The 18,430-nt window shown below is 37.6% G+C and carries 19 protein-coding genes; 12 read left to right on the forward strand and 7 right to left on the reverse strand.

Translation table 11 applies throughout. The features are described 5' to 3' along the window. Positions 1-5: 5 nt before the first annotated feature. The 3 genes from N0B48_RS16040 to N0B48_RS16050 form a co-directional block, all read right to left on the reverse strand. Positions 6-1,466 carry a RagB/SusD family nutrient uptake outer membrane protein gene (locus N0B48_RS16040; protein ID WP_259839851.1) on the reverse strand — a complete coding sequence of 487 codons (1,461 nt, stop codon included), beginning with the start codon at positions 1,464-1,466 and terminating at the stop codon, positions 6-8. Positions 1,467-1,473: 7 nt separating this feature from the next. Beyond that, a complete protein-coding gene (locus N0B48_RS16045; protein WP_259839852.1) occupies positions 1,474-4,428 on the reverse strand; it encodes a SusC/RagA family TonB-linked outer membrane protein in 2,955 nt (984 codons plus the stop codon). Between the two features lie 197 nt (positions 4,429-4,625). Further along, positions 4,626-4,781, reverse strand: a complete 156-nt coding sequence (locus N0B48_RS16050) for a hypothetical protein (RefSeq protein ID WP_259839854.1) — start codon at positions 4,779-4,781, stop codon at positions 4,626-4,628. 371 nt (positions 4,782-5,152) lie between these two features. Here N0B48_RS16050 and N0B48_RS16055 point away from each other — a divergent pair, with 371 nt between their 5' ends. From N0B48_RS16055 to N0B48_RS16080, 6 genes are all read left to right on the forward strand, one after another. Continuing rightward, a complete protein-coding gene (locus N0B48_RS16055; RefSeq protein WP_259839855.1) occupies positions 5,153-5,716 on the forward strand; it encodes a hypothetical protein in 564 nt (187 codons plus the stop codon). Between the two features lie 13 nt (positions 5,717-5,729). After that, positions 5,730-6,374 (forward strand): hypothetical protein, encoded by a 645-nt coding sequence (locus tag N0B48_RS16060; protein WP_259839856.1) that lies wholly within the window; start codon positions 5,730-5,732, stop codon positions 6,372-6,374. A 14-nt stretch (positions 6,375-6,388) separates the two neighbouring features. Beyond that, entirely contained in the window at positions 6,389-7,159 is a 771-nt protein-coding gene (locus tag N0B48_RS16065) for a sensor histidine kinase (protein WP_259839859.1), read from the forward strand. Next, a complete protein-coding gene (locus N0B48_RS16070) occupies positions 7,156-7,800 on the forward strand; it encodes a response regulator transcription factor (RefSeq protein WP_259839861.1) in 645 nt (214 codons plus the stop codon). The genes N0B48_RS16065 and N0B48_RS16070 overlap by 4 nt, the downstream gene beginning before the upstream one ends. A gap of 698 nt (positions 7,801-8,498) precedes the next feature. Next, positions 8,499-9,344, forward strand: coding sequence for a caspase family protein (locus N0B48_RS16075; RefSeq protein WP_259839864.1), 846 nt, complete (start codon positions 8,499-8,501; stop codon positions 9,342-9,344). Between the two features lie 67 nt (positions 9,345-9,411). Beyond that, the gene (locus tag N0B48_RS16080) at positions 9,412-10,422 is read left to right on the forward strand and encodes a trypsin-like serine peptidase (RefSeq protein ID WP_259839868.1); all 1,011 of its coding nucleotides are present in this window, start codon (positions 9,412-9,414) and stop codon (positions 10,420-10,422) included. A 144-nt stretch (positions 10,423-10,566) separates the two neighbouring features. Here N0B48_RS16080 and N0B48_RS16085 read toward each other — a convergent pair whose 3' ends face one another. Beyond that, complete coding sequence (locus N0B48_RS16085; protein ID WP_259839870.1) at positions 10,567-11,031, reverse strand: hypothetical protein; 465 nt, start codon at positions 11,029-11,031, stop codon at positions 10,567-10,569. A 221-nt stretch (positions 11,032-11,252) separates the two neighbouring features. On the opposite strand from N0B48_RS16085, the gene N0B48_RS16090 reads away from it, so the two are divergent. The 6 genes from N0B48_RS16090 (at position 11,253) to N0B48_RS16115 (ending at position 14,347) form a co-directional block, all read left to right on the forward strand. After that, complete coding sequence (locus N0B48_RS16090; protein WP_259839871.1) at positions 11,253-11,453, forward strand: hypothetical protein; 201 nt, start codon at positions 11,253-11,255, stop codon at positions 11,451-11,453. Between the two features lie 62 nt (positions 11,454-11,515). Next, on the forward strand, positions 11,516-12,298 hold the full coding sequence (locus N0B48_RS16095; protein ID WP_259839873.1) for a GLPGLI family protein: 783 nt from the start codon (positions 11,516-11,518) through the stop codon (positions 12,296-12,298). A gap of 148 nt (positions 12,299-12,446) precedes the next feature. Then, positions 12,447-12,956: a hypothetical protein gene (locus N0B48_RS16100; RefSeq protein WP_259839875.1), complete on the forward strand. Its 510-nt coding sequence runs from the start codon at positions 12,447-12,449 to the stop codon at positions 12,954-12,956. Beyond that, entirely contained in the window at positions 12,953-13,300 is a 348-nt protein-coding gene (locus tag N0B48_RS16105) for a tRNA-binding protein (RefSeq protein WP_259839876.1), read from the forward strand. The genes N0B48_RS16100 and N0B48_RS16105 overlap by 4 nt, the downstream gene beginning before the upstream one ends. Before the next feature lie 15 nt (positions 13,301-13,315). Further along, the gene (locus N0B48_RS16110) at positions 13,316-14,017 is read left to right on the forward strand and encodes a 3'-5' exonuclease (protein WP_259839878.1); all 702 of its coding nucleotides are present in this window, start codon (positions 13,316-13,318) and stop codon (positions 14,015-14,017) included. A gap of 3 nt (positions 14,018-14,020) precedes the next feature. After that, entirely contained in the window at positions 14,021-14,347 is a 327-nt protein-coding gene (locus N0B48_RS16115; RefSeq protein WP_259839879.1) for an SUF system Fe-S cluster assembly protein, read from the forward strand. 479 nt (positions 14,348-14,826) lie between these two features. Here the strand turns inward: N0B48_RS16115 and N0B48_RS16120 are convergent, their stop codons facing one another. The 3 genes from N0B48_RS16120 to N0B48_RS16130 form a co-directional block, all read right to left on the reverse strand. After that, the gene (locus N0B48_RS16120; protein ID WP_259839880.1) at positions 14,827-15,663 is read right to left on the reverse strand and encodes a sulfurtransferase; all 837 of its coding nucleotides are present in this window, start codon (positions 15,661-15,663) and stop codon (positions 14,827-14,829) included. A 195-nt stretch (positions 15,664-15,858) separates the two neighbouring features. Next, entirely contained in the window at positions 15,859-16,707 is an 849-nt protein-coding gene (locus N0B48_RS16125; protein WP_259839883.1) for a hydroxymethylglutaryl-CoA lyase, read from the reverse strand. Between the two features lie 191 nt (positions 16,708-16,898). Beyond that, complete coding sequence (locus N0B48_RS16130) at positions 16,899-18,428, reverse strand: TSUP family transporter (protein WP_259839885.1); 1,530 nt, start codon at positions 18,426-18,428, stop codon at positions 16,899-16,901. Positions 18,429-18,430: the final 2 nt, after the last annotated feature.

Consider the following 18,430-nt stretch of genomic DNA (forward strand, 5'->3'; position numbering starts at 1 on the left):
CTTTATCAATTCTGTATAATCTGCGGATTGTTATTAATCTCTTTGTTAGGAATCTGAAATATAAATTTGTCCGGTGAAAGGTTCAGCCTTCCGAAAGTATGGTTGGTTCCCGGATATATTCTTTCCAGTGGTGTTCCCAGTCTTTTCATATCAAACCAGGCGTAACCTTCGCCCCAAAGCTCAATTCTTTTTTGGAGAAGAATCTCGTTGATCAGCTCGTTTCCTGTCTTGATGGATAAGGTATATGCACTGTTTCTTTTAGAAGTGATTTCATATAAAACCTGTCTCGCTTCTACTTCTTTTCCCTGTCTGGCCAATGCTTCCGCCTCTATATAATAAAGCGAGGACGCCCTGATGTAAATATAATCTCCTTCAAAAAGCGTAGGATCTTTAAATTTCCAGTTCACATAAGCTGGATAGTTTTTCGTCTTGGCATTGAAAGTATATGCAGCCCCTTGGCTTCCATTAAACACTTTTTTACGGTAATCGGTGGTGGGTATCGCATCATAAAGACGTTTGTCGATCAGCTTGTAAATTTTTGCAGCACCGGCATAACCTTCATTGGTATTATCAAACATAGAGAAGAAGGAAGCATAGTAGTTTCCGATGCTCATGGTAGATACCGTGTTATGGAAACCCCATAAAACCTCAGGGTTATTGATATTTGAGAATCCGGTTGTGGTATAATCATTTTCAGTCATCAACGCAATTCCCTGCTTGCTTTCATTCGCGTATTTTCCTGCTCTGGTGTAATCTCCCGTTTCCAGGTATATTTCAGAGGCAATGGCTTTCGCTGTTCTTTGATCAATCTGAGCTCTGGACGGACGTGCATACGTATCCAAAAGGACGATAGATTCTTCAATATCTCTTTTAATCTGCTGATAAACATCTGACACCGATGATCTTGCAAGACCCTGACTTTGGTTACTACTCGTCAGCACCAGCGGAAGTCCCGGAGCCGACTGATTGTCTTTGTAGCTTTTAGCATAGAAACGAACCAGATAAAAATAAGAATATGCTCTCAGTGCCAATAACTGCCCTTTGATGGCTGCATTATTGTTTTTAGTGTCGCTTTTTAAATCATCAAGGAGTTTATTGATCACAAATATCCTTGCATAAAAAGTAGTCCATACAAATTCTGATGCAGAATTACTCGCATTGGTTGCTTCATAATTGTAAAACATTCCCAGATGCTGATTGGTGGCCTGTATCACATCATTCGACATCAGATCAGAACCTCCTTTTATCGCCATAATTCCGAAGTCAGAATGCGCTGTAGAACCTCCGGCCCCGTTGCTACGGAGATCCAGATAGATTCCGCCTAATATTTTTTCGGGTTTGGACTGGTCGTTACTTAACTGTTCACCGGAAATATCGCCTTCCGGTAGTGTATTTAAATCATTGGCACAGCTGTTTGTGATCACGCTGATGGATAGAGCTGCTATAAAATATTTTATTGTTTTCATCTGTTTTTTAAAAGTTTAATTTGAAGCCTAAAGAAACGCTTGACAGCAGTGAATATCTGTATGCATCTGATACTCCGGTTAATGAAGCTCTCGGATCATATCCTTTTCTTTTAGACCATAAGTAAAGATTGTTTCCTGTGACATATACTTTCAGACCTGATAAGCCAGCCTGTTGTGCAAAACTCTCCGGCAACTGATAGGATAAAGTAACATCCTGAAGGCTGATGTAATCAGATTTGATCAGATAAAGCGTAGAATTCCCGTTCTGATTGGTTGAGGTCAGATCTACTCTTGGCAAGGCTGCATTCGGGTTTTCCGGGGTCCATGTATTGCTTAAATCCGTTGAATAATTGGAAGCATACGTATCGGAATGGAATAAAGATCTGTAGATATCATCATATCCATAGCCTCCAAATTGATAGGCAAAATTAACGGCCAGACTGATTCCTTTATACGCGAAATCGGTCCCGAAACCACCATATACTTTAGGAATCGCTGATTTTCCGGTGTTATAATCTGTTGCCTCTTTATAATTATTGGTAATCGTTCTTTCCTCTTTCTGTGTGGCTGGGTTAAAAGCAGTTTTATACCATTGTGCATCCCCGTTTTCAGGATTTACGCCTGCAAATTCTTTCAGATAGTAGGTATATCTGTCGCCGCCTTCCGACAGAATAAACAGACCGCTTACAAGACCTGTATTTCTTTGTTCGGCAGGCAGTTTGGTGATTTTGTTTTTGTAATGGGTTGCATTTCCGTATACATTCCACTGGAGCTGATCTGAACGGAGAATTTCCAGACTCAGATTGGCCTGAACCCCTTTGTTGATCATATCTCCTATGTTTCCGTATTTTATAAACGAACCGGCGTTGGACGGTGGCAAAGGAAGCGCATAGATCATATCTGATACTTTCCTTTCAAAATAATCGGCATTCAGATTAATCCTGTTTTTTAAAAGAGAGATTTCAAATCCGGCATTCAGGTTTTTGGAAGTTTCCCATTTCAGATCTTTATTTCCCTGTTTTTTAAGGGACAGAACAGGTTTGTCATCTCCAAAATTGTTGATTCCGTAGATATCCTGATAGGCGTAATAGTCTCTTGTAGAACCATCCAGCAAAATATTATCATTTCCTTGCTGCCCGTAAGAAGCTTTTAGTCTTAATGAATTGATGACTGTATTATCTTTAAGGAAATCTTCCTTAGCCACATTCCATGCTACGCCCAAACCATAAAAATTACCCCATCTGCTCTCCGGAGAAAACACCGAAGAACCATCTCTTCTGATATTGGCATTAAAGAAATATTTACTGTCATAATTATAGAGCAATCTCGTAAAATAACCTTCCACAGCATATTCATAGCCGTTTCCGGATAAGTCGGTGATTCTTACAGCATTATCAAAAGACAACGAATTGGGTAATAAAAGCTGTTGTTTGGTTCCTGAAAAGCCATCACTTTTTATTTTATTCAGTTCATGTCCCGCCAGAATATTGAAGCTGTGTTTATCAAATTTTTTCTGATAAGTCAACAATTGCTGATGGTTTAAGGTATATTTAAAAACAGATCCCATGCTGATATTCCCTCCTACCGATGAAGAAGTTCCTCCCAATGTGTTTCCAAACTGAAGGTTTTTTGTGTTTTCCAGATAGCCTCCGAAATTATACGTGAAATCTAATCCTTTAATAATTTCATAATTCAGACCTAAATTAATATTCGTTATATTATTGGTTGTCTGAGATTTATCATACTGAAGATTCCCAACAGGATTTTCAAAAACCGCATAAGATCTTGTGGCTCCGTTGGGTCCCTGACCATCTCCGTAATCATACAATACTTGCCCGCTGTTGTCATAAAGAACATTATAACTGTCATCCCTCAGAAAAACAGGATAAAAAGGCGCTATATTTCTCGCAAACTGAAACGGATTGGAAAATCCTCCCGTTTCACCGAAATCCTGTTTGCTGTAAGTATAGGAAAGACTGCTGGTTAGTTTTAATTTTGGGGTAATCGCATAATCAAGATTGGATCTTATTCCAAATCTTTCAAACCCGGACCCGATAAGATATCCCTTATCATCCAGGTAATTTAATGAGGTATAAGATTTTACCTGATCCCCATTTGCTGTGATTCCTACACTGGCTTCTCTTCGTAGTCCAGATTTAAAAATCAGTTTTTTCCAGTTGTCCTGGTATAATAATTTAGCATCAGGATTAAAAACGCCATCCTTTCCTATCAGTTGGCTAAAAGGCACGCTAAAAGCATTATACCCCAATTTATTCAAAGCTGTAAGACCTACATCATGAGGGCTGGCTCCGGAAGGGACTGCTCCCGGCTGCGTTAATCTTGCCACTTCACCCACTCTTGCGCGGTTATAATACGCCATATAATAATCCTGTGGCGATGTATACACCGAATAATCTTCAATGGATCTGAAATTCACCCCTGTTTTCACATCTGCCTCGATGTGAAGGCCTTTGGATTTTCCTCTTTTCGTATTCACGATGATGACACCGTTTGCCCCTCTGGAACCATACAGGGCATTGGAAGACGCATCTTCAAGAAAAGAAATACTCTCGATATCCGACCCTGGAATGCTGTTCAGGTTTCCGTTGTAAGGAATTCCATCAAGAACAATGAGTGGGTCACTTGATGCATTGATGGAACCTATTCCCCTCATTCTAATGACAGGCTGCGATCCCGGTTGACCGGATGATATCACCTGTACTCCAGCTACTTTCCCTCCAAGCCCCTGAAGAATATTTCCGTTTTGAAGATTGGCCAGATCCTTGGTTTTCAGGGATTGTACTGATCCTGTTATTTCTTCTTTTTTCTGCTTTCCAAAAGCAACAACTACCACTTCCTTGATGGCTTGTTCTTTCGAAATACTGTCTTTTTCCTGTGCAAAGCCCAATTCTGCCAATAGAATCATGGCCAATGCACCAATTTTACATTGTGTTCTCCTCATTATATGAATTTTAGATTTAAAGTTGAATGGCTGCACTACTGTTTTTTCCTTCCGATCAAGGAACAAGAATCCTCTTCTCCCTTTTCGGGGAGATTGTCAGATAGAAAATGTTGAAACTGACAGGAGAATTCCCTGTCTTAAAGAAATTTTGAAATTACTTCGTTTTAATTCCTACAGTAATGTCTGTGTTTTGAAGCTTATGCCTTGGTCATCATTCTGTCCATCATCAGGTCAAAACACATATCGTGAATGATAAGTTGATGTTGTGAAAGGCATACACTTCCACAACAATTCTGTTGAATGGATGCAGCTCTGTTGATGCATAAGTAAGGATTAAACGAATTTTTATTCATGAGAATAAATTTTAACTTTTTTTAACTGTGTCAAAAGTATTTAATTATTCACGAACTCAATCAAGTGAGCGTATGAGATAAATCATATAAGCCTACTAATCTAGTAGACTATTAAAAATATTTAAACAATCTGTGAATTAATTAAACATTTAATTCCTCAATAAATCTGTAAGATCGTCCTAATCTTGTTCCCGTTTCATAAATTATCGTCTGAAAACCGCACTGGGCCGCCATTGTTTATAAATGATTTATCTTACTGAAAGTCAAAACAAAATGTTGTAAATTTATTAAGCGTAAAAACAGTGTTTTCCCTCTTTTGTAAAGTTAAGCAGTTCCCTAATTTTGTTTTATAAAATTAAAAACCATAAAAAATGAAAACTCCTTTTCTATTCAAAAATCTAAGACCGCTCCTGGCTGTTCTTATTTTAAGTTTTTGCACGTTAAGCTGCACCCGCTGCTCCAACCCGCCCACAGAACCTGTAAGTGACAGTTATAAAAAGAAACTGATCAGCTACAAAGAAGGCCGGGTACTTTATGATGAATATACCGTAACCAACAATGCCGTTCTCACCAAATATCGAAACGGAGAGCCCGATTCACGCTGGTATTGGTTTTCTGTAGAAGATATGGAAGGCTACCTAAAGTATGTAAAAGAAACTGCCAAAAAACAGCACCTTAAAAATCCGGGAATCAGAATTTATATGGGAAAATATCCATTAAATCATCCTAAAAACAAAATGGCAAAACCGGAATATGCCGGCTATCAGACTATATTTCTGGTACCCACTGCGCAAAAACGCAAAAACGGCAACACAATGGCCAGATCAACAACAGAGACATCATCAGATGAAAATACAAACATCAAAGAAATGCAGGTCCTGAATATGACCAATCTGGCGCCTCCACCTAAAGTGTCCACCGCAGATATGCCATAAAAAAAATAAAGTCATGAACTGGAATATAGAAATCGGGAAGCAAATATCTATAGTTTTATCCGTTGTAGTGATGGCCTTAATGATCGTCAAATACAGGAAAATCGGGAAAGAGAATTTATTTTTTATCGTAGGATATATATTATTTTCCCTTATTGATATTTTTTGCTACTTCTACTTTAAAGCTACGAATTGGTCTACTGAAATATTTTTTGTGATTGGCTTTTTAATGATTGTTTTTTTCCTCTATTTGCTGTATTATTTTCAATTGCTGTATTGGCCGGTTCTGAAAAAGATTCAGTTAATCCTGTTGATCCTTTTTGTAATCAATATTATAGTGATGTTTTATATAGAAGAAGATCTCCTGCATCATTTTTCATTTAATATGCTGTATACGGATATCCTTTTACTGATGTTTTCCATTATTTTATTTTTATATCAGACTTTTAATTCCGATAAAATACTGGATCTTAATAATTATCTGCCTTTCTGGATTTCGGTTTCTTTACTGATTTTATTTATTGGAAGTATTCCTATTTTATATTTCAGAACAACGGTTTCAGAGCATATCTACTTTTTTATTTTATTCATGTTGAATCTGATCAGTAATGGAATACTGATGTTAGGATTATTTTTAAACAAACAGGACAAAGTCGGATAATCACCTATTGAAGTATGGAAGAAAATAATTTGGTCATTACCTTTACCATTACTTTACTGATCGTCGTTTTGACGATGATCTTCATCTATGTGGTCTTTATCAAAAAGAAAACGACCCTCCTGCTCGAGCAGAAAGAAAAAGACATGCGGTTTGAAAAAGAACTGGCGACTTCACAGGTTGAAATAAAAGAGCAGACTCTAAATTATATCGGGCAGGAACTCCATGACGACGTAGGGCAAAAGCTTTCTGTAGTTCGTTTACGGCAAAACCAGCTTATTTCCAAACTGAAAAATGCTGAAAAAGAAGAACTGAACGAGCTGAGTGAATTGTTGGGTGAATGCATTCAGGATATCAGAAATTTATCCAAAACGCTGATCACCGAGCAGATTATTCATTTCGGACTGACGGAATCTATAGAAAGAGAAGTAAAACGGATACAGAAATTGAAATTATTAAAAATAGAATTCATTACCCAGAAACAGGATATTGATATCTCTCCCAAACACGGATTAATCCTATTCCGCATCATTCAGGAAAGCATCAATAATATTTTGAAACATTCCAGGGCCAAAAATGTATCCATACAACTGGAAGATGACCATAACACCCTACGAATCAACATCTCTGATAATGGAAAAGGGTTTAACACCACCAAAATACAGGACGGTTCGGGATTGAAAAATATGGAACTCAGAGCCAAACTTATTCACGCAGAATTTTCCATACAGTCGGAGCTTGATAAAGGAACACAGACCTCAGTAACCTATTACAAACACATCATATGAAAACCATTCCCATAGCCATTGTAGATGATCATACTTTAATGTCCAAAGCATTGGAAAATATGATCATGGAAAATCCTCAGTACAGCGTGATCATGAATCATCCCAACGGAGAAGATTTTATTGCTGCCATAGAAAAAGCCCCGGAATTACCCGCCGTAGTGCTGATGGACATTAATATGCCCTACAAAAACGGCATAGAAACTACGGAATGGCTTACCGAACATCATCCGAACATCAAAGTAATTGCCCTTACCATGGAAGATGACGAAAAAGTTCTCATCAAAATGCTGAAGGCCGGAGCAAAAGGCTACCTGTTGAAAGATATGCAGCCATCCATTCTCTTTCAGGCTATAGACACGGTATTCGATAAAGGAAGTTTCTATACTGATTTTGTTGCTCAGAAATTATTGAAAGTACGAACGGAAGATCTAAAAACAGCTTCTCTTTTATCTGAATTAAAAGACCGGGAAAAAGAATTTATCAAATGGGCCTGCAGCGAGCTTACCTATAAAGAGATAGCTGATAAAATGTTTCTTAGTCCCAAAACCATAGATGGCTACAGAGATTCCGTTTTCACAAAACTGGAAATCAAAAACAGAGTCGGCCTGGTTCTTTTTGCTTTAAAACATGACTTATGCTGATCTGATTTTTCCTTTTAAATCAACATAGTCCAAAACCATTATAACTCAATCACTCATCCGGTAGATTTTTACAATTTACCGGATTTTTCAATTTTCCTGCATTCTAATCATCCATAAAATAATTCAGTTTTAAAAAAGGATTCTTATTTCCCCCCAAATACCCGCAATCATCTGTGTAAATCCGTGCAATCTGTGGTTAATTTTTCCAATTTTCTGATTTTCCAATTTTCCTTTAATTGGTATCCTTCTAAAGAGGATCGGTTGTAAAAAAGAAGGCTTATTTTTTTAACGCAAAGTTCGATTTTAATGCTGCATAGGATTAGGAGTGCAAAGGAGGAATCAATTTCATTGATTCGACTAAGCACACGTTTTTATCCACCAGCTTCATCAGCGACGGAGTCGAACTCTTTGCCTACCTCAAAACTCAACGCTTCTTAGATGAATCTTTGCGTAAAAAAAGAATTTCTACCCTCCAAATACCTAGAATCATCAACACAGTCATCTGTGTAAATCCGTACAATCTGTGGTTGAAAAAAATCATCCAAATCAAAAAAAGGTGTTTTACCTACCACACAATCAGTCCTTTCCCTCTGTTTTCACTCCCTAGAATAATGGAATTTTGTCCTGTAAAACTAATCCATGAAGGCCGAACCCGAAAAGCCGAAACAGAGTAGGGGAAATTTTAAAAACTAATCGAAATGAAAAAAGCACTTGTCGTAGGAATCAATGACTATGCACCTATAGGATCAGGAGGACCGGACTTAAACGGTTGTGTAAATGATGCCAGAGATATGGCCAACACTTTGGTGATTTGTGGTTTTGCTCCGGGAAATATTAAAATTCTCACCAATCAGAATGCCAAAAGAGCCAATATATTAAATTACCTTAAAACATTGGTGAACAGCAGTGTAAAAGGAGATTCACTGGTCTTTTATTATTCAGGACATGGAACAAGAGTCGCCAATATCGGAGCAGATCTGGAAATAGACGGACTGGACGAAGCCATTTGTCCACACGATTATGCAAGTGCCGGAGTGATCCGTGATGACGATTTTAAAGCCATACTCAGCAAACTGAAAGCAGGAGTCAATCTGGAAGTTATTTTTGACTGCTGTCATTCAGGAACCGGAACCAGAAAAATAGATCTCGGACTGGATCTGGAACTTACATATGAAGCGCCCCGTTTCATTCCGCCCATGCTCGAAGACGAATTTTATATGACTTATGCCAGCGAACTGCAATCTTCCAAAAATTCAAAAAAAGTAACGACCATGACTAAAGCTCTGGTTCCTGTAGCCGGCCTGAATCATACGTTGTGGGCTGCCTGTAAAGACAATCAGGTATCTATGGAAGGAAATATGAGTGGGCAGATAAGAGGCTATTTCACTTATCATTTCTGTAAAATCCTTCGTGCTACCAACGGTAATATTGTCAGAAAGATACTCGACAAACAGGTTGCGATGGCCTTAGCCGCAATGGGAGCTGCACAAATTAATCAGACAGAAAGCATCACTGCAGAATTTTCTCAAAAAATATTCTCATAAAAACCATTGGCGGAATCCGAAAAGCCATCCAAAGAGTAGGAAAAAACTGATTAAAAACTCAATAATCATGTCTAAAACTGAAAATACCAAACCAATGACGGCGGAAGAAGTGTCAAGACTTAAAACCGTTAAAGCAAAATCAGCTGAAAAACTGGCGAATGCCGAAAAACTAACTAACCAGGGACCTGCCATGGAAACCATTGACGGACGGTCTTACCCAAAAGGAATGAAATCCATAGGAATGCCTGCCAATGAAAAAGCAGCAGAAGGAAAAGACCTTGAGACCGATCACTTCTATCCTACCCATTCAGATTTTGAATATCAGCCAAAACTGGAAGCTAAAAAAGACCGTAAACCAAAATTCATTGAAAGAGAATCTTTCCTAACCACAGAAGGGGTAAAAACTATATTCGGTCCCGATCAGAGAAAAGTATATAATTCTACAGCTTACCCATGGCGATGCGTGGGAAAAGTAGAAAGCGCATTAGGCTCAGGAAGCGGAGTAATGATTGGTCCGAGACATCTCCTTACCTGTGCCCATATTGTAGACTGGAAGCCTAACAACAGCACAGGCTGGTTAAAATTTACCCCAATGTATTATAACGGAAGTGCTCCTTACGGAAGTGCGTGGGGAACACTAACTTATTACAAATACAAAGTAGCCGGACCTACCATTGATTCTACGGAAATTCAATATGATTATGTGGTAATTGTCTTAGACAGACCTATCGGAAACAGCACAGGCTGGATGGGTGCAAAATCATATACCGATGCATGGGACGGGAAACCCTATTGGACTCATGCGGGTTATCCAGGAGATTTAACTGGCGGACAGAGACCTACTTATCAAACAGACATTGCTTTAGATGGTGATTTCTGGAGTGCTGATGACAATGAAAGCATGAGCCACAAAGCCGATATCTGGCCGGGACAAAGCGGCGGCCCGTTCTGGGGATACTGGGATGGTGCTCCTTACGCTGTAGCGACTCAAAGTGCCCATAACCCAAGTGAAAACTTTGCAAGTGGCGGTTCAGATCTCGTGAATCTCGTGATCAAAGCCCGAAACGAACATCCTTAACCAATTTTTTTTCTTTATACGAAGAGCCTGATCCCAAGTCAGGGCTCTTTTTTATATTCTTATGTATTCAAAACAAGTTGAATTCCTTTAATTAAAGAATTGAAATAAAATACATAATACAAATATTATCAATTCATTAATCAATTATAAAATTACTTTTCTAATCATACTTGCCTCATCAAAACTTCTTTCAAAATTTTTGAAAACATCAATTTCACCTGATACCATTTTTTCAATATTTAATTCAAACCCTTCATGAAGATAATCCCGGGTTTTAATTAATTCATACCATTTTTGAGGCAAAACAAAATTATCATACTGTATATATTCTTGTAACAAGTTGGTAAAAATAAAATCCCCATCTGCAAAATAGGTTAAAGAGAAGGTGGGCTCAAGCGTGTAAGCATTCAATCGTCTGTAAGAAGTTGAAACAATCGCCGGACAATTCTCCAGATAATCACACAACTTTTCTCTAATTTCTGGTGTATAGAATCCGTTTTGCTGAAAGGCTTTTATTGATGGATAACTATTTATTTTTTCATCAGAAAGGTCGATAATTTCCTCTTTAAAAAAGGAAATCCCTCTAAGATTCCATGATGTATAATCCATGTTACTGTTTTATAATGATTTTTAAAAATATAAAAAAAGGAACATCTTCTAAGAAAAAAACAAAAATTTAGATTTTATTAAAAATCTCTCCTGTTCTTTCATTCCAAAACAAACTGAAAACAAATTTTAAATGGTCCTTTATTTTAACATAATAAAAAAAAAATCAAGTGATTCACTTATTTATTTATATTTGGTCCTTAATTAAAAAATTAATTTAAATCATGAAAAAATTACTTATTTTCGGAGCACTTTCAATAGGAGCTCTTGTAAGTGCAAAATTTAATTTTAGAACTTCTTGCGGACAAATTGTTGCTGTAAGTGGAGAAGAGGGGATGAGCACAACCCATCTTACAAACATTTTAGAGTCAATGAACTATGCAGTTTGTGGTGAAACAGCGCAAATAGTCCTATACACTCACTAATTAATAAATATTAATTAAATATAAATCCATAATTAGTTTTATGGATTTTTTACTTTTACTATATGAAAGAACTTACCCTATTATTTATCATTTTATCTGCAAAAATATTCTCACAAACGAGTTTCAATGTTGTCTATGAGGCGGACTATAAATTACAGTATAAAAGTCAGAAAGGAAATACAATAGCTAAGGAAGATGCATTTGCATTATTAATTAATGAAAAAGAATCTTACTTCAAGAATATGAACAAATACGTAGGGGATTCTTTACGGTATGAAAATAAGTTGAATGATAAAAGTGACATCAATGAACATTCTAAATACTATACATTCTTTCGCGAAAATATTGGCACAACCAATGGAAAAATTTATGTTACTGCTCCTATATCAAATAAAAATTTCAAATATGAAGAAACCAACGATATAGATTGGAAGCTTCAAAACGAATATAAGAAGATAGGTAATTATAAATGTCAAAAAGCAATAACAAAAAAGTATGGAAGAACGTGGATTGCTTATTTCACTAAAGATATTCCTTTTCCATTTGGTCCCTATAAATTCAATAAATTACCCGGTCTTATTCTTGAAGTTTATGATGAAAATAATGACTACCATTATACATTATATAAATTTGGAAAAAGAAAATATACAAGCAAATCTGCTAACATGAATACAGATGCTAAACTTGTTGATAAATCCAAAATTTTTGATTACCAGCGTAAAGAAATAGGAGATCAAAATCAATTTAATGACGTTATTGAAGATAAAGAAACTTTAAATATGCTGAGAAAAAAGTCGGCTGATAAAGCAAAGAATTATAATCCTATAGAATTATCTATTTACTAACTGTCAAAATTTCGGAATAATTTTCAATCATTTGAGGAGGAGTCCTGAAGATCTATATCCAATCTCAGCACCCACCATTCTCTATTTTATCCCAAGACACTACCAAGTTTTTCAATATTTTAATACATTTGTTTAAAACATATTCTGAATGAATTTCGAGCAGATCAATTTACATCTTGAAGCTTACAAAGAACACGACCAAATTCTGGATGCCGCGAAATTTCTAATCCATTCTTTCAGTCTGGAGCATGAAAACTTTGCCGGCTTTGGTTTTAGGGAAGAACTTTCGCCTACTTCTATGCTTTTAACGGCAGAAGGAGAATTAGGAGGACCTCAAAAAGTAATGATCCCCAGGAATTTATTTGATTTTGATCTGAATCTCGTCCTGAATATGGTTGCCCACGAAATGCTTCATGTACGGCAGAAAGCTCCCGGTCAAGTAGTTGAAGACAAAAACGAGCGCGAATTTCAAGCGTACTATGAAATGCTTTTCCATAAAGTCTTTCCGCAGGTTCCGGAAGTCTCGGATTTTCACAAAAAATTCTTTGGAAATAAAGCACTGGAATATTACAGAAGAATGGGCGAAGGATCAGAGCTGCAACAAAAATATACTGGAGAAAAAACAGACGTAGAACATTTAATCCATTCATTATCATGACGCTAAAACCGGAAATTTCCTGGACAGACTTTGAGAAAATAGATATAAGATGCGGAACTATATTGGCCGTCAATGATTTTGAGAAAGCAAGAAATCCTTCTTATCAATTGGAAATCGATTTTGGAGATCTTGGCATTAAACAATCTTCCGCGCAGATTACTTCCCTTTATCAGAAAGAAGAACTCGTAGGAAAACAGGTGATGGCCGTCGTGAATTTTCCCAGAAAACAGATTGCTAACTTCTTCAGCGAATGTCTGGTATTGGGCGTTTATGGAGAAGATAAGAAAGATGTTACCCTTTTAGCACCATCCCTTCCGGTAAAAAACGGAATGCAGGTAGGATAAAAAACACAAACACATATGATACAGCACATTCCATTAGAAAAAGTTTTGTTCCTTGATATTGAGACCGTTCCGGGATCCGGTTCGTGGGAAGAACTTCCTGAAACCGAACAGAAACTTTGGGACAAGAAAACCAGATTTCAGAGAAAAGAAGAGATGACCGCTGCAGAATTCTATGACCGGGCAGGAATTATGGCCGAGTTTGGAAAGATCATCTGCATCACCATCGGAATGGTAGAAAAGAATGACACGTTAAAAATTAAAAGCTTTTCAGGTCATGATGAGAAAAAAATGCTTCAGGAATTCGGAGAGCTCTTCAACAGCCCAAGACTGAACAATATCATTCTCTGCGCCCACAACGGAAAAGAATTTGATTTTCCATGGATCGCCAGACGTTTCCTGATCAATGGCATGCAGCCGCCGGTTCCGTTTCAGATGTTTGGAAAAAAGCCCTGGGAAATCCCACATATCGACACAATGGAGCTTTGGAAATTCGGTGATTATAAAAGTTTTGTTTCCCTGGAATTACTGGCTCATGTCTTCGGAATTCCTACGCCCAAAGATGATATAGACGGTTCAATGGTTTCATCAATCTACTACATAGAGAAAGACTTGGAACGAATTGTGAACTATTGTGAAAAAGATGTCTTAACTTTGGCAAATGTTTTCCGGCGTATGCGTCAGGAAGATTTGTTGAAAAGGAATATCAATCTAGATTAAAAAATGAAATTTACAGACGATCAAATTGCTGACATTGGTGAGGAAATCATCAGGGTCTTAAAATCCGTATACGACCCAGAAATTCCGGTAGACATTTACGAATTAGGCCTCATATATGATGTACAGATCTCCGAAGATGGCGATGTAAAAATTATAATGACCCTTACTACCCCGAACTGCCCGGTTGCAGAATCCCTGCCACAGGAAGTAAAAGACAAAGTAGCAGAAGTGGAGGGCGTGAAAAGCGTGGATTTGGAGCTTACTTTCGAGCCTAGCTGGAACAAGGATATGATGAGTGAAGAAGCGAAGTTTGAATTAGGAATGCTTTAAAATGAAGTAAGGAAGATGGAAGCGGGAGGATGGAGGTTTTTGGATCTCATAAAATCAATCTCTTTCCATGTAAAGCTTGTTTTCTTGCGTCAGATACAATACAAAACCCGGAAAATTTCCGGGTTTTTCTGTTTTATATAAACCCCTTTTCTTTTTAATAATGGAATCATGCGTTAAATTTGAGAGAATACTCTTAATTTTTTACGCAAAGAAAATTATTGTAATGTTTTATAAAGGGAGGCAAAGGCGGAATCAATTTCATTGATTCTGATGAAGGAAATGAATACACCTCACGTATTTTAAAATTTCACGCAGATGAATCAGATGGTGCAGATTTTATATTACTAATCAGCTCTATTTGCATAATCTGCGAGAGCAAAAAGAAGTTATTCAATAAATGAGAGGCTTTTTAAAATCAAGCTGCCAGAAATGATAGAACTAACAGTAACTTCCAGGCTCCCTCTTCCTGCTTCCAAACTTTAAATCTCTCTCGCAATCTCCTTTCCTTCCCTCCTGCTCCATTCGCTCCACGAACCTACATAAAGATCCGGAACAGGAAAACCTGCATAATTCAGGGCTAAAATAGTATGACACGCCGTCACACCGGACCCGCAATGGATAATAAGATGCTGAGGTTTATCTTTTAAAAGTTCTGTATATTTTTGTTTTAAAACTTCAGGTTTCAGAAAGTTTCCGTTCTCATTCAGGTTTTCAGAAAAAGGAATATTAATGGCTCCCGGAATGTGTCCGGCTACGAGATCAATAGGTTCAGACTCACCATTATAACGGTAAGCATCTCTTACATCGACAACTGTTGAAGAATGGCTTAATAGTTCATTTTCAACATTTTCTAACGCTTTAACCGGAAGAAGCCAACCCTCTTTTTTAATGATAGAAGATTTCTCAAAAGTTTCCTCGCCGGACGAAAATTCTAGTCCGCTTTTCTCTGCAGCCTGAAATCCTCCATCCAGAACCTGAACATTTTCAAATCCGAAAGATTTTAACATCCACCAGACTCTTGCTGCTGCATTGGCTCCGTTTTTATCATCATAGATCACAACATGAGCATCTTCAGAGATTCCAAGATTTGAAAGCGTTTCAGCAAATTTTGTGATGCCCGGAAGTGGATGTCTCCCTCCAAAAGCGGCATCTTCACCAATCTCAGCCAAATCTTTATCCAGATCAATAAAACGGGCTCCTTTGATGTGTTTTTCAAGATATGTTTGGTGTAAGTCTTTTCCTACTCTGGCATCAAGGATGATGAGGTTTTCTGCTGAAAGGTTTTTTAATTCGGATGATGAGATGATGGGTGACATTGTTGGTGATTTTGGGGTTAAAATGATAGGTTTTGGCTAAAGCCAATTGAATTTTTAATAAAGGAAAGCGGGTTAAAACCCGCTCCTATTGATTTATTTTGTCTCGCAGATTGCACAGATTATGCAGATTTTTTATGTTTTAAAAACAAGTCTATCTGCTCTATCTGCCTGATTTGCGCGAGCTTTATTTCTTATTTAAAAATGAAAAATATCCTTCGCCTTATTGTAAGAGCTCTCAAAATTCAGCAGATTCAGTTTATGTTCTACTTTTTCTACACTCATAAAGTTGATCACCTGTTCTGTAGGCATATTTCCTACCAGATCATCTTTAGCCATAGGACAACCTCCGATTCCTTTGATGGCACTGTCAAATCTTCTGCAGCCTTTATCGTAAGCCGCTTTTAGTTTTGAGTAAGAATCTTCGTAACGGTTATGGAAATGCCCTCCGAAATTGATCTCAGGGTATTTTCCTGGAATTTTTTCGAATAAAAGCGCAATGGTTTCAGGAGTTGCAACCCCTGTCGTATCGGACAAAAGCACATCTTTGATTCCGATTTCTGAAAACCTTTTAGCCCAGAAATCTACATCTTCCCATTTCCACATTTCGCCGTACGGATTTCCAAAAGCCATGGAGAAATAGATATTCAGCTGTTTTCCCTCACTTTTAACCAGTTCAAGCATTTTAATGATCTCATTAAAAGCTTCTTCCTGGCTTTTATTCGTATTTCTGTGCTGAAAAGTTTCTGAAATAGAAAATGGAAACCCCAGAATATCCACAGACTGATGTTTCAATGCTTTTTCGGCACCTCTGTAATTTCCGATGATTGCAGAAACTTTTGTATTAGATAAAGTTTTATCTATATTTTCGGCAACTTCATCAGAATCGGCAAGCTGAGGAATTGCCTTTGGAGATACGAAGCTGAGACAATCCAATATATCATACCCAACTTCCATTAAAGAGTTGATGTAATCTATTTTTTTGTTTGTGGGGATAAATTCTCCCCAACCCTGCATTGCATCTCTCGGACATTCAGTTAGAAACATTGGTACTTTGATTTTCTCAAATATAATAAAAGTTAACAAGTTTATGTTAGCCTATTACAAAGCTAACATATTTTTGATTTTCAAGCTTTTATATATAATTTAAAATTTCGATAACTGATATTCAATTCCAGATAAGCTATTCAAGACATGGAAACCTTTGCTTTATCCATCATCATCTTCTCCCAAAAAACTTAGATGAATGATTTTACAATGGTGATCAAGCTCATCACAATTACCACAACACCCACCATAGCAAACATTTTTTTAGCTGGAAGCCGTGACGTAAACATCGCTGAAAAAGGCGCCGTGAAAACGCCTCCCAGAAGAAGACCCAGCACAATGTTCCAGTGATGGATTCCGATGGTGAAAATAAAGGTTAAAGCACTTACAACCGTCAGTAAAAATTTAGCCAGCGTCGAACTGCCCACTACATACCTCGGTGTTCTTCCCTCTTTGATTAAGGTTCCGGTAACTAATGGGCCCCAACCGCCTCCTGCAAAAGAATCAATAAATCCTCCTGCTAATCCCAATGCTCTGAGATTGGTCCTCTTTTTCCTTATGCTTTTTCCTGATTTTTTATCCTTTCCTTTAAAAGCATTTCTAAGAATATTGATTCCTAAATACAAAGTATAGCAGGCGATGACCGGTTTTACAATATGAGCATATTTCTCTCCGAAATGAGACAATGCAAATGCCCCGATAAAAGCACCCACAGCCGCTACAGGAAATAAAATCCACACCATTTTTTTGTTGACATTCCCCAATTTGTAATGGCTGATGCTTCCGGCAGCTGACGTAAACGACTCCGCAGAATGAATACTTGCACTGACCACCGGAGGCGGAACATTCAGAAGCAATAGAATAGTGGTACATATCACTCCATAGCCCATTCCCATTGATCCTGCCACAACTTCAGCCAGAAAACCGGCCAGCAGCATCCAGTAGAAAATATGCCCGTCCTGACTCAGAAAACTCTGAATATCTCCGGACAAATTGAACTGATAAATAATCAGAGCCAATACCGCAACAAGAATGAAAACGCCTATAATCCCAAGATAGATATTCGCTCTTCTCTGAACTGTTTTGGTTATGTTGATCAGTTTTTCCATCTCCAGTTTTGTTTCTTCGGGCTGAATGATTTTTTCACCTAAATAATCCGTGGTCAGCCGGTTCAGTTCTTTGACTTTGTAGGTAAAATCACCTTTTAACTGATTCCGGATGTTCTGCATATTGTCCAGTAGCCCCTCCATATCTTCATCAGGAATGGTTTCCGTTAAGATTTCCCGTAACCGTTTGGCTACCGTCGGAGATTTTCCGTTGGTTGAAACGGCAATTTTAAGATCTCCTTTTCTGACAATTGAACCCAGATAGAAATCGCACAAGCCCGGTTTATCAGCAATATTTACCAATGTATTATTCTGATGAGCCCTACTCCGGATCTGCTCAGCCAGAATAATATCATTAACGGCTACTATAGCAATATCAGCGCTGTTAAAGTCATTATCCGTATATGATCTTTCATGCAGGGTAAGATTGGGATAATCCTGCTTCAGTTCTTTAACCTGATCATTGATTTCTTTGGCGACCAGTTTAATACGTGCCTTGGGAGAATTGGCCAGAACGGACTGCAATTTTTCCAGAGCAACGTTTCCGCCGCCAATGATAAGCAGTGATAATTCCTCTAGCTTTAAGAATATGGGATATAAAGAGTTACTCATCATAT

Origin of the sequence: Chryseobacterium herbae (assembly GCF_025154075.1) — a bacterium.
GTDB lineage: Bacteria > Bacteroidota > Bacteroidia > Flavobacteriales > Weeksellaceae > Chryseobacterium > Chryseobacterium herbae.

Excerpts from the sequence above, each read along its gene's own strand:
- N0B48_RS16040 (WP_259839851.1), bottom strand. The coding sequence starts at position 1,466 with ATGAAAACAATAAAATATTTTATAGCAGCTCTATCCATCAGCGTGATC.
- N0B48_RS16045 (WP_259839852.1), bottom strand. The coding sequence starts at position 4,428 with ATGAGGAGAACACAATGTAAAATTGGTGCATTGGCCATGATTCTATTG.
- N0B48_RS16050 (WP_259839854.1), bottom strand. The coding sequence starts at position 4,781 with ATGAATAAAAATTCGTTTAATCCTTACTTATGCATCAACAGAGCTGCA.
- N0B48_RS16055 (WP_259839855.1), top strand. The coding sequence starts at position 5,153 with ATGAAAACTCCTTTTCTATTCAAAAATCTAAGACCGCTCCTGGCTGTT.
- N0B48_RS16060 (WP_259839856.1), top strand. The coding sequence starts at position 5,730 with ATGAACTGGAATATAGAAATCGGGAAGCAAATATCTATAGTTTTATCC.
- N0B48_RS16065 (WP_259839859.1), top strand. The coding sequence starts at position 6,389 with ATGGAAGAAAATAATTTGGTCATTACCTTTACCATTACTTTACTGATC.
- N0B48_RS16070 (WP_259839861.1), top strand. The coding sequence starts at position 7,156 with ATGAAAACCATTCCCATAGCCATTGTAGATGATCATACTTTAATGTCC.
- N0B48_RS16075 (WP_259839864.1), top strand. The coding sequence starts at position 8,499 with ATGAAAAAAGCACTTGTCGTAGGAATCAATGACTATGCACCTATAGGA.
- N0B48_RS16080 (WP_259839868.1), top strand. The coding sequence starts at position 9,412 with ATGTCTAAAACTGAAAATACCAAACCAATGACGGCGGAAGAAGTGTCA.
- N0B48_RS16085 (WP_259839870.1), bottom strand. The coding sequence starts at position 11,031 with ATGGATTATACATCATGGAATCTTAGAGGGATTTCCTTTTTTAAAGAG.
- N0B48_RS16090 (WP_259839871.1), top strand. The coding sequence starts at position 11,253 with ATGAAAAAATTACTTATTTTCGGAGCACTTTCAATAGGAGCTCTTGTA.
- N0B48_RS16095 (WP_259839873.1), top strand. The coding sequence starts at position 11,516 with ATGAAAGAACTTACCCTATTATTTATCATTTTATCTGCAAAAATATTC.
- N0B48_RS16100 (WP_259839875.1), top strand. The coding sequence starts at position 12,447 with ATGAATTTCGAGCAGATCAATTTACATCTTGAAGCTTACAAAGAACAC.
- N0B48_RS16105 (WP_259839876.1), top strand. The coding sequence starts at position 12,953 with ATGACGCTAAAACCGGAAATTTCCTGGACAGACTTTGAGAAAATAGAT.
- N0B48_RS16110 (WP_259839878.1), top strand. The coding sequence starts at position 13,316 with ATGATACAGCACATTCCATTAGAAAAAGTTTTGTTCCTTGATATTGAG.
- N0B48_RS16115 (WP_259839879.1), top strand. The coding sequence starts at position 14,021 with ATGAAATTTACAGACGATCAAATTGCTGACATTGGTGAGGAAATCATC.
- N0B48_RS16120 (WP_259839880.1), bottom strand. The coding sequence starts at position 15,663 with ATGTCACCCATCATCTCATCATCCGAATTAAAAAACCTTTCAGCAGAA.
- N0B48_RS16125 (WP_259839883.1), bottom strand. The coding sequence starts at position 16,707 with ATGTTTCTAACTGAATGTCCGAGAGATGCAATGCAGGGTTGGGGAGAA.
- N0B48_RS16130 (WP_259839885.1), bottom strand. The coding sequence starts at position 18,428 with ATGATGAGTAACTCTTTATATCCCATATTCTTAAAGCTAGAGGAATTA.